Here is a 9,436-nt window from a genome sequence, read left to right on the forward strand (position 1 = left end):
TCGGAAGGTGAGAAGCCGTGAGGAAAGGGTGCTTTCATCCGAACAGACGGGCCTTATCAGACCAAGTAATATTTATCGGCCGCGTTGAGCATCCCTGATGATTTCCTGAACTTCTCCGAATAGTTCTTTCTCGCTCTTCTGAACGCTCTTCCTGTCATCTGGTATGTTTACCGGGACAAAACGGTCCTCTATTTCCTCAATACTATCGCCCATGCCGGGATGTCTTCCGTCGTGCTTCTGGTACTCGGAGGTCCCTACTGCAAAGCTCCGTGCGGTTACTCGATTGAGTACCATGCGCTGTATCTCAGCCAATGGCCGTTTGGCCTTCACCATCTCGTCAATCTCGGTCACCATCGGCGTGTAGACTTCCCAGTCAGCGGTCCAAGTCCGAAGCTGCCCGCGCGCCCAGTACCGGAGCGCCTTCCGTATCCGCTCGCGTTTCACCGCGCGGCTTTCGTCCCCGGTCTTCGGGAACTTGGCTTTCACGACATCCTTGAAGTCCCAGCCGTCGTGTTCCCAGCCCGCTTGGAACCGCTTCCGCCCGTCGTATTCGTTGCGACCAGTCTTGCCGCCGAGGAACTTTCTCCCCTTCTTCACTGCATTCTCTCCTGTGCTATTGCCGCTGGGGCTGTTTTTCCTTGAGGACGCTCTGCACGGTTGCTGTGGAGTATCCCACGGCGGCAGCAATGGCCCTCAGGGATGCCCCCTCGGCCCGCATGTCGCGTACTCTTTGTTCAATCTCTTGGGTCACCGTCTTGGGCCTGCCAAGGTGGTCACCTCGGGCCTTCGCCTTGGCGATGCCTTCCATCTGCCGTTCCTTCCTGAGGGCAGTCTCAAACTCTGCGATGCTGGCGAGGACGCCAAACATCAGCTTGCCGTGCGGCTTGGTCGTATCCAGTGACGGGTCGTTCAGCACCCGGAACCCGACCCCCCGCTTGTCGAGGTCTTCCACGATCTGGTGGAGGTGCGCCGCTGATCTCGCCAGCCGGTCGACCTTCGTGACCACGAGCGTGTCACCCTTCCGAACGAACCTCAGCGCCTCAGCCAGCTTCGGCCTGCCATTGTCCAACCCCGAGAGGCGGTCTTGAAAGAGGTGGTCATCGGTCACCCCTGCCGCCTTCAACTGGTCGATCTGAACTGCTGTGTTCTGGTCGGTCGTGCTGACCCGTGCGTATCCAACGATTGCCATGGTGTGAACTATCTCCTTAGAGCCAATGTTCACAGACATTACCTCACGCTAAGTTCACAAGTCAACGGCTATGTGAGGAAAAGATTACCTTAGTTCACGCGCGGTGTGTTGTCTCTGCCGCCCCCAGCCCACGGTTGGTGTCGCGAGGGTGCAATGCCCAGCCACCCCGTCGAACGGCTCTGGCGCGTCAACCGCACGGCAAGGCGAGGCTGTTTAGGCGTTCCTGAGGGTGGCTGCGGTGGAACCGAAGGGGGCACGGGGGGTGATCCCGCGCTGCCCTATATCTGATCGGGGTCAGAGAAATCTGTCCCAAATTATTCCGGCGCTGCCCACCTAGAAGCCGATGCGGGCGTCTCTGTAGGACCAATTCAATTCGGTTACTGGAATGCCGTTCACAACCCCAACGCCACTGTCCAATCCAGTAACCGACCAGCAGGTGCCGTATCTCGTTTGCGGACCTATTACCTTGTCGTCACGAACGTCCTGACGGACAACTATGTCAGAGTGGCCTTGTCGGCGCGCAATGATCTCCAAAGTCAACTCTGTGACAGTAGCACTGGAATTATTACTTAGAACGATATGTATCGGGTGATCTGGAGAGCACTGCACCACATCGTATGCAAGTTCGATGCCCATCCTTGCCAGGATTTTTTCACTTCGATTGTTCGATTGTACGACTGAAGCGATGGCCCAGACGATAAGTCCAACAACAATCAAAACAATAAGGCCCATCGCGCGTGGGAACAGAACGACGAGGAGTATACCCCCTACCACTATGGCCAAGACGTGCATTGCTGAAGCCCCCCCGAGTTCATGCCGTGTAGTAATGCCTCAGGGTACAATCCAACGCAATCGCTGTCGCCTCGGGGAAACGCCTTCCGCATCGCCCTCGCTGCCCCCCTCAGGCCGCCTCTTTGGGCCACGCATAGTTCATCCTCGACACCTCGCCCGGTGCGTGTCTCCAGTGAAATTCAAGGTCACCCTGCGGCCAATTTACGGTCACCCGATCGAACAGCCGCCGCATCGTTGCGTTGATCGCCGGCACGTCCCGCACGGGGGCTTCCAAGCCCTCAATCAGCCGCTCCACGGTCTGCTGGACCCGGTTGGTCAGTGACGCGGTGACGCGCTCCCCCATCACGATAAGCCTCTTGTTGATCTCCGCTCGGTCTGCCTCAAGTTCCCTCAAGGTATCGAGAAGGGCCGCTGAGTGTCCCACCGCCTTGATGGCGTCCATAATCCGACCAATCTCATCCTGGTGCGCCTCGTCGTCATTCTGTAGCCGCTGCCACTCGATCTCCAACCCGGCGTCCGGTGACGGCACCCCAATGGCGAACTCCACAGCCTTCTCAGCGATGGCATCCTCGATATCGTGAAGGGGCACGGACTTGTAGCCGCACCCCGCTCCTCGCTTCGCATTGACACACACCAAATAAGTCCGCCGCCTTGTCGCCGTGGCACCGCCCTTGTTCACTCGGGTCATCGTACCGTCACACATCGGACACACCGCCAGTCCCGCCAGAAGGTTCGCCGTAGTCGACCCCTTCGGTGGCACAACTGCCGCCCCAGCGCCACGGCCCTTGATCTCCTGCACCTGCTCGAATGTCTCGCGGTCGACCACCGCCGGGTAGTAGTCCTCAATCGGTTCACCAGCGGCCACCCTCACAAGCCCCTCATGTCGCATTGGCTGGAAACGCCCGATTGTCGCCGGGCTCCTTAGAACCTTGGCGACGTAAGCCGCTATCCAGTGCTTGCCTCCTCTGAACACCGGGATACCCTCTCGGTTGAACATCGCCGCTATGGCGTGTTGTCCGGCTCCCGCCAAGGTCATCTCGAACATGCGCTGAACGACTTTGGCCCGCTCATGTATCAGGTCGAACGCTAATCGGTCCTCCCGCAGCCGGAGCCAGCCCGGACACCTTGCCGTCATAATCTTGCCGGTCTCGACCATCTTCCGGCGCTTCCCTATCCAGCTATCCCGGATGAGTTGCTGCTTCCGTGCGCTCTCATCATTCGCCCGGATGAAGCCCATGATTATTTCCATGATGGCGAAGGGCTGCTTGTTGATGCTCTCTCGGGAATAGGCTCGCTCGTCAGTCAGGGTGACCAGCGTGATCCCGGAGTTAATCAGCATAGTAAGTGTCGCCATGGCCTCGGTGACCACGTCTCGGCTGATACGGTCGATGTTCTCAGCCAACAGGAAGCTGCCCTTGGGAATGTCGCCGTGCTGCACAAGAGACAGGAAGTTCCCCAGCGCACCCATGGTCACATTCTTACCCATGAACGCCGAAATGCCCTCGTCAAACATGTTGAGCTTGTCGTCGAGGATCAGGCCGTGCTTTGCCGCGTAAGCCGCCGCCTTCTCGGTCTGTCGCCTGTAGCTATCGCCCTTGGCTTGTTCAGGTGACGAGAAGCGCACATAGGAGTAGGCGCGAGGGCGGCTCACGGTGGTCATAGGCTGTCGGTCTCCTGCTCGGTGTCGAGACCTTGCAGTAACACCTCCTGATGGCGGGGTCCATCATTAACATAATAGCCATGAAAGTGCCGCCACACCAATACCAGGAGACGATCACCTTCTACCGTGATGTCGTCGGCCTAAAACCGTTCACGGCCAAGGCGCCGGCCGTTGGTTTCGAACTCGGTCCCAATCGCCTGTGGATCGACGAGGCGCCGATGCTGAGCCAGGCCGAGGTCTGGCTGGAATTGTTCACCGATGATTTTCCGGCCGCCGCCGATCATCTCGCCAAGGCCGGCGTTGTGCGCTGCGACGCCATTGAGGCGCTCGGCGAAGGTTTTCGTGGCGGCTGGATCACCAATCCGGCCAACATCATTCACCTGGTGCGCGAACCCGACGCATGGTGACTGAGACCTGTTCGGAAGGAGGACGAAATGGACATCCGTGAGATACCGACCGCCGAAGCCGGCATGCTCATCCGGAGGCCGGTCGCAGAAGTGTTCGAAGCCTTCGTCGATCCGGCGATCACGACGAAATTCTGGTTCACCCACGGCAGCGGCAGGTTGGATAACGGCAAGGACGTTCGCTGGGAGTGGCGGATGTATGGCGTTTCGACGCCGGTCACGGTCAGCGAGATCGTCAGGAACGAAAAGATCATCATGCAATGGAGCGATCCGCCGACAACGGTGGTCTGGACCTTTACCGAACTGCCGGGCGGCACGACCTTTGTCGAGGTTCGCAATTTCGGTTTTGCCGGCAGCCCCGATGAACAGGTCAAGCAGGCGATCGGCTCGACCGACGGCTTTGCGCTGGTGCTCGCTGGCGCCAAAGCTTGGCTGGAGCAAGGCCTGACGCTTGGTCTGATCGGCGACCGTCACCCGAAGGGTGTGCCGACCGCTTAGCTGAAGCGCTCAGGACCGCCGCTTTTCCTGCTCCGTCACATGACGACGGAGCACGCGATTGATCTCAGTTTGATAACCGCCACCCTCGACATGTTCCTTGAACCAGGACAGCACATCAGCGTCGAGTCGAATGGTCACCGGTTGCTTGAGCGGTCGATAAAGATGACCGCGGCGAGCGTGAACCCAGTTCTCGGTCGGGGCTTCCGGAATGTCGGAAGTATCGATTTCGTCGTCAGGCAAATCAGCGAGCTTGGCAAGCTGGTCGCGCTGATCCTGGCTAAGCTCCTTCCTGCTCATAGCGCCTCCTTTCATGCGGCTTTTCGGACGCCGATAATCCGAACCCGTTCTTCATCTTCGAGATCAGGGTATGTATGCACGACGAGCAAAACCACCAGCATCTCGATCATCCCAATCGCATGCCATCGTTGCTCCCCATCTTCGAACCGGTCAGGCACGATGAGATGAAGTGGATCGTCGAAGATGCCCTTTGCGAGATCGAATGCGACACCGTGCTTGGCAAGATTGCGCTTGGCCTTTTCAGCATCCCACTCGAACTGCAACGCCGCACCATTATTTACAATATTGTACGTACAATTTCGTAAGAGTCAAGCGTCGATGACTCAGTGCCCAGCGCCGGCCTTTGCTTTTCTTCGACGTCGCGCCAGCATGTTGAGGCCCTCGACGAGGGCGGAAAAACCCATGGCGGCGTAGATGTAGCCCTTCGGCACATGGAAGCCCATGCCGTCGGCGATCAGCGTCATGCCGATCATCAGCAGGAAGCTCAGCGCCAGCATGACGATGCTGGGGTTCTTGGCGATGAAGTTGGCGAGCGGCCCGGCCGCCAGCATCATCACGGTGACCGCCACGATCACGGCGATGTACATGATGGCGATCTCGTCGGTCATGCCGACTGCGGTGATGATCGAATCGATCGAGAAGACGAGGTCGAGCAGCAGGATCTGAAAGACGGCGCCGGCCAGCGAAAGCTGCAGCGCCTCGCCTATCATCGTGTCCTGGTGATCCTCGAGATCGACCGTGTGGTGGATTTCCTTGGTCGCTTTCCAGACGAGGAACAGGCCGCCTGCGATCAGGATCAGATCGCGCCAGGAGAAACCATGGCCGAAAGCGGTGAACACCGGCGCCGTCAACTGGACGATGATCGAGATGGTGGCAAGCAGCACCAGCCGCATGATCAGCGCCGCAGAAATGCCGATTCGCCGGGCGCGAGCCCTCTGCGCCTCCGGCAATTTGTTGGTCAGGATCGAGATGAAGATCAGATTGTCGATGCCGAGCACGACCTCCAGCACGATCAGCGTCAGCAACGCGACCCACGCGGTCGGATCGGAGACAAAGGCGAAATGCGGCGCCAGGAATTCGATGAGCTGCATGGAGGTCGTCCCCTCTTACGATCTAGAGCAGTGTCGCCGGCAATTAGGTATCGCAGGCGTTGATATCAATGTCACGACCAGAACGATGGCGCGGTTTCTTCGAGCCGCGGCCCGCGGCGAAACGGCGCAATCCGCTCGGTCAGGCCGCTGCGATCTGAAATGTCGACGCCGACGCCGCACAATGTCGCCGGGCCGCTCGCCGCCTCGAAGCGCCCTTTCGGCACCTTCGACAGAAACCGGTTGAGCGGCTCCTCCTTATCCATGCCTAGCGAAGAATCATAGTCGCCGCACATGCCGGCGTCTGAGATATAGCCGGTGCCGCCATTGAGGATATGGTGGTCGCCGGTCGGCTGATGTGTATGAGTGCCGACGACCAGGCTGGCGCGGCCGTCGACGAAGTGCGCAAAGCACATTTTCTCAGAGGTCGCCTCGGCATGGAAATCGATGACCGCGGCATCCGCCTGCTCGCCGAGCGGGCAGGCGGCAAGCTCGCGCTCGCCGGCCTGAAATGGATCGTCGAGTTCGGGATGCATGAACACCCGGCCCATGATGTTGGCGACCAGAACGCGCGCGCCGTTCCTAGCGATGTAGACGCCGGAGCCCCGCCCCGGCGTGCCCTTGGGGAAATTGGACGGACGCAGGAAGCGTTCCTCGCGCGGCGCGAAAGCCAGCGCATCGCGCTGGTCCCACACATGGTTGCCGGTGGTGACGACATCGGCACCCGCCGAGATCGTCTCGCGAAAGATCTCTTCGGTGATGCCGAAGCCGCCGGCGGCGTTCTCGCCGTTGACGATAACGAAGTCGAGTTTGAAATCCGAGATCAGGCCGGGCAGTTGTTCCCACACCGCCGTGCGTCCCGTCTTGCCGACCATATCGCCGAGGAAGAGAAGTCTCATCTAAACATGATCCCGAACCGAAGGTCAGCGAAGCAAAAAGCTGCATGACTTCCGGAAAAGACCATGCGTCCAGGAACTTATCTACAATTTCGGCGCGAACCGGCGCAACCCGCTCTCGGTGAGTATTTCCGGAATGGTCACGTCATGCGGCTCGTCCGGCACCAGCGCCACCTCCTGGCAGTCGAAAGCAATGCCGATCAGCCGCGGCGGCTGCCCCTTGTCGACCAGCCGCGCGATGGCACGGTCGTAATAGCCGGCGCCGTAGCCGATACGATGGCCGCGCGCGTCGAAAGCCGCGAGCGGCACCAGCATCACCTGGGGATCGAGCACCTCGGCCTCTTCATGCGGCCCGACGGTGCCGAACCCCATGTCGATCATCGGTGCGCCGCGCACCAGTTCGCGAAAGACGATGGTGGTCTTGTCAAGAATCGCTGGCAGGCAAAGCCGTGCCCCGTTTTCGCGCAGCGCGAACATCAGCGGCCGGACGTCGACTTCCGAGCGCATCGGCCAGAAGCCGGAGACGATCTGGCCAGACTCTATCGCAACGCTGTCCCGCGCCGTCTCGGCCATTTCGAGCGCCGCTTCCACCCGCCAGAACGGATCGAGCGCGTCGCGGCGCCCGAGTGCTTCGCGTCGCAAATGTCTTTTCAGGACTTTCGAGGATGTCATGCGCCGACGGTAGAAAAAGTCAGATTTGGATGGAGTTTTAGGAGCGACGCTTTCCACCGCACGGTCCACCGAATTTGAGTGGATCCTTTGCATCGAGTGACGATCCACACAACCGGTGGAGAGAGCGATCCCGGGAACCTACAAAGTAGGTGGGCGCCGTATGAGAAAACCCACGGGTCTTCCCAGGGACAGCTCCCTAGGGATCATTAAGGCCCCGGGGAAAAATGTTCTCCTGCCGGGAAGCGCAGACCGTCTTGCCCAATATAGGCCGACGATCGACCAAGCGCCATAGAGACGGCCATGCTCGGTGGCTTAATTCGTCACAAAGCCCTGCCTGGGAGTTTCCTGGCACAAGGTTTCACCGCGCCCTCGCCGCTGCGCCTTGCGCAGGCTGGACTGTCTCCTTACGGTTGCCATCAAAACCGAGGAGCAAGAATGCGTTTCGAAGGCACGGCGGCCTATGTCGCCGACAAGGATCTGATGGTGGCGGTCAACGCGGCGATCGCGCTGGAGCGGCCATTGCTGGTCAAGGGCGAGCCTGGCACCGGCAAGACCGAACTGGCCAGGCAAGTGTCGGCGGCGCTCGGCCTCGAGCTGATCGAATGGCACGTCAAGTCGACGACAAGGGCGCAGCAGGGCCTCTACGAGTATGATGCCGTCTCGCGGCTGCGCGACAGCCAGCTCGGCGACGAGCGCTTCAACGACATCAGCAACTACATCAAACGCGGCAAGCTGTGGGTCGCCTTCGCGACGGCCAGGAAGGTCGTGCTTCTGATCGACGAGATCGACAAGGCTGACATCGAGTTCCCCAACGATCTGTTGCAGGAGCTCGATAGGATGGAGTTCTTCGTCTATGAGACCGGCGAGACGATCCGCGCCGCTGTACGCCCGATCGTCATTATCACCTCCAACAACGAGAAGGAACTGCCGGACGCCTTCTTGCGCCGCTGCTTCTTCCACTATATCCGCTTTCCCGACGTCGAGACGCTGCATCGGATCGTCGACGTGCACTATCCCGGCATCAAGCAGAACCTGGTGCGCGCCGCACTCACCCAGTTCTACGAGATCCGCGAGGTGCCGGGCCTGAAGAAAAAGCCGTCGACCTCCGAGGCGCTCGACTGGATCCGTCTGCTCGTTGCCGACGATATCGCGCCCGAGGATTTGCGCGCCGACCCGAAAAACGCACTGCCCAAGCTGCACGGCGCGCTGTTGAAGAACGAACAGGACGTGCATCTGTTCGAGCGACTGGCCTTTATGGCGAGAAGGCAGGGGTGAGGAGCGGTCGGCCAAAGCCGACGAAAAACCAACGATTTGGCTTTTCGAGCGACAAACGCCCGAAGCCATAGCGGAGGTCCGGGCATGCGGCGGGCGGACAGCGCTTTCCCGTTGCTGGACCGTTGCCGCCGTCCGGGCACCGGGGCAGCCTGGGCTCGAAGCTTCGGAAGGAAATGAAATGACCGAGATCACCGTCCGCCCACTGGCGCAATCCGACCACGCCGACTGGCAGCGCCTGTGGACTGCCTACCTCACCTTCTACGAAACCAAGCTGCCGGAAGACGTCTACGCCGTCACCTGGAAGCGGCTGTTCACGGTGGGTGAGTTCGAGCCGAAGGGGTTCATCGCCACCCTCGACGGCAAGGCGGTCGGCCTCACCCATTACCTCTACCATCGCTCCTGCTGGTCCGAAAAAAACAACTGCTATCTGCAGGATCTGTTCGCCGACCCGGATGTGCGCGGCAAGGGCGTCGGTGCCGCCCTGATCGAAGCCGTCAAGCAGGAAGCCGGCAAGATCGGCGTCAAGAACGTCTACTGGATGACGCACGAGACCAACACCACCGCGCGCAAGCTCTACGATCACGTGGCGCGGCGGACTGGCTTCATCGAGTATGATTTGATGTGATGAACGGTCGATCGCCCGGCTTGCCGGATGGGATTAGGGA

Annotated in this window: 12 protein-coding genes and 1 other RNA gene; 4 read left to right on the forward strand and 9 right to left on the reverse strand. The window is 60.0% G+C overall.

All coding sequences use genetic code 11. The features are described from left to right. Positions 1 to 72: 72 nt before the first annotated feature. The 3 genes from NMG70_RS01715 to NMG70_RS01725 form a co-directional block, all read right to left on the reverse strand. Complete coding sequence (locus NMG70_RS01715) at positions 73 to 597, reverse strand: hypothetical protein (RefSeq protein WP_254022925.1); 525 nt, start codon at positions 595 to 597, stop codon at positions 73 to 75. A gap of 16 nt (positions 598 to 613) precedes the next feature. Further along, entirely contained in the window at positions 614 to 1,228 is a 615-nt protein-coding gene (locus tag NMG70_RS01720) for a recombinase family protein (protein WP_254022926.1), read from the reverse strand. A gap of 862 nt (positions 1,229 to 2,090) precedes the next feature. Beyond that, positions 2,091 to 3,641 (reverse strand): recombinase family protein, encoded by a 1,551-nt coding sequence (locus tag NMG70_RS01725; protein ID WP_254022927.1) that lies wholly within the window; start codon positions 3,639 to 3,641, stop codon positions 2,091 to 2,093. A 50-nt stretch (positions 3,642 to 3,691) separates the two neighbouring features. On the opposite strand from NMG70_RS01725, the gene NMG70_RS01730 reads away from it, so the two are divergent. After that, positions 3,692 to 4,048, forward strand: coding sequence for a hypothetical protein (locus NMG70_RS01730; protein WP_254022928.1), 357 nt, complete (start codon positions 3,692 to 3,694; stop codon positions 4,046 to 4,048). 27 nt (positions 4,049 to 4,075) lie between these two features. Beyond that, positions 4,076 to 4,543: an SRPBCC family protein gene (locus NMG70_RS01735; RefSeq protein WP_254022929.1), complete on the forward strand. Its 468-nt coding sequence runs from the start codon at positions 4,076 to 4,078 to the stop codon at positions 4,541 to 4,543. 9 nt (positions 4,544 to 4,552) lie between these two features. Here the strand turns inward: NMG70_RS01735 and NMG70_RS01740 are convergent, their stop codons facing one another. The 6 genes from NMG70_RS01740 to ssrS all read right to left on the reverse strand — a co-directional run bounded on the left by NMG70_RS01740 (position 4,553) and on the right by ssrS (position 7,750). Next, positions 4,553 to 4,840 (reverse strand): BrnA antitoxin family protein, encoded by a 288-nt coding sequence (locus NMG70_RS01740; protein ID WP_192360018.1) that lies wholly within the window; start codon positions 4,838 to 4,840, stop codon positions 4,553 to 4,555. Between the two features lie 11 nt (positions 4,841 to 4,851). Then, positions 4,852 to 5,103: a BrnT family toxin gene (locus NMG70_RS01745; protein ID WP_254022930.1), complete on the reverse strand. Its 252-nt coding sequence runs from the start codon at positions 5,101 to 5,103 to the stop codon at positions 4,852 to 4,854. Positions 5,104 to 5,163: 60 nt separating this feature from the next. Further along, complete coding sequence (locus NMG70_RS01750) at positions 5,164 to 5,931, reverse strand: TerC family protein (RefSeq protein WP_254022931.1); 768 nt, start codon at positions 5,929 to 5,931, stop codon at positions 5,164 to 5,166. Positions 5,932 to 6,002: 71 nt separating this feature from the next. Then, a complete protein-coding gene (locus tag NMG70_RS01755; protein WP_254022932.1) occupies positions 6,003 to 6,827 on the reverse strand; it encodes a TIGR00282 family metallophosphoesterase in 825 nt (274 codons plus the stop codon). Positions 6,828 to 6,908: 81 nt separating this feature from the next. Continuing rightward, a complete protein-coding gene (locus tag NMG70_RS01760; RefSeq protein WP_254022933.1) occupies positions 6,909 to 7,496 on the reverse strand; it encodes a 5-formyltetrahydrofolate cyclo-ligase in 588 nt (195 codons plus the stop codon). Between the two features lie 97 nt (positions 7,497 to 7,593). Further along, positions 7,594 to 7,750, reverse strand: a non-coding RNA gene (ssrS, locus tag NMG70_RS01765) — 6S RNA. 181 nt (positions 7,751 to 7,931) lie between these two features. On the opposite strand from ssrS, the gene NMG70_RS01770 reads away from it, so the two are divergent. Together NMG70_RS01770 and NMG70_RS01775 are read left to right on the forward strand one after the other, a co-directional pair. Next, complete coding sequence (locus tag NMG70_RS01770; RefSeq protein WP_254022934.1) at positions 7,932 to 8,771, forward strand: AAA family ATPase; 840 nt, start codon at positions 7,932 to 7,934, stop codon at positions 8,769 to 8,771. Between the two features lie 178 nt (positions 8,772 to 8,949). Beyond that, positions 8,950 to 9,396: a GNAT family N-acetyltransferase gene (locus NMG70_RS01775; protein ID WP_254022935.1), complete on the forward strand. Its 447-nt coding sequence runs from the start codon at positions 8,950 to 8,952 to the stop codon at positions 9,394 to 9,396. Positions 9,397 to 9,436: the final 40 nt, after the last annotated feature.

This window comes from Mesorhizobium ventifaucium, from assembly GCF_935822925.1.
Classification (GTDB): domain Bacteria; phylum Pseudomonadota; class Alphaproteobacteria; order Rhizobiales; family Rhizobiaceae; genus Mesorhizobium; species Mesorhizobium ventifaucium.

Bases quoted from the DNA above. Each gene is read 5' to 3' on its own strand.
- NMG70_RS01755 (WP_254022932.1), bottom strand. From the start codon at position 6,827: ATGAGACTTCTCTTCCTCGGCGATATGGTCGGCAAGACGGGACGCACG.
- NMG70_RS01775 (WP_254022935.1), top strand. From the start codon at position 8,950: ATGACCGAGATCACCGTCCGCCCACTGGCGCAATCCGACCACGCCGAC.
- NMG70_RS01730 (WP_254022928.1), top strand. From the start codon at position 3,692: ATGGCGGGGTCCATCATTAACATAATAGCCATGAAAGTGCCGCCACAC.
- NMG70_RS01720 (WP_254022926.1), bottom strand. From the start codon at position 1,228: ATGTCTGTGAACATTGGCTCTAAGGAGATAGTTCACACCATGGCAATC.
- NMG70_RS01750 (WP_254022931.1), bottom strand. From the start codon at position 5,931: ATGCAGCTCATCGAATTCCTGGCGCCGCATTTCGCCTTTGTCTCCGAT.
- NMG70_RS01725 (WP_254022927.1), bottom strand. From the start codon at position 3,641: ATGACCACCGTGAGCCGCCCTCGCGCCTACTCCTATGTGCGCTTCTCG.
- NMG70_RS01735 (WP_254022929.1), top strand. From the start codon at position 4,076: ATGGACATCCGTGAGATACCGACCGCCGAAGCCGGCATGCTCATCCGG.
- NMG70_RS01760 (WP_254022933.1), bottom strand. From the start codon at position 7,496: ATGACATCCTCGAAAGTCCTGAAAAGACATTTGCGACGCGAAGCACTC.
- NMG70_RS01740 (WP_192360018.1), bottom strand. From the start codon at position 4,840: ATGAGCAGGAAGGAGCTTAGCCAGGATCAGCGCGACCAGCTTGCCAAG.
- NMG70_RS01770 (WP_254022934.1), top strand. From the start codon at position 7,932: ATGCGTTTCGAAGGCACGGCGGCCTATGTCGCCGACAAGGATCTGATG.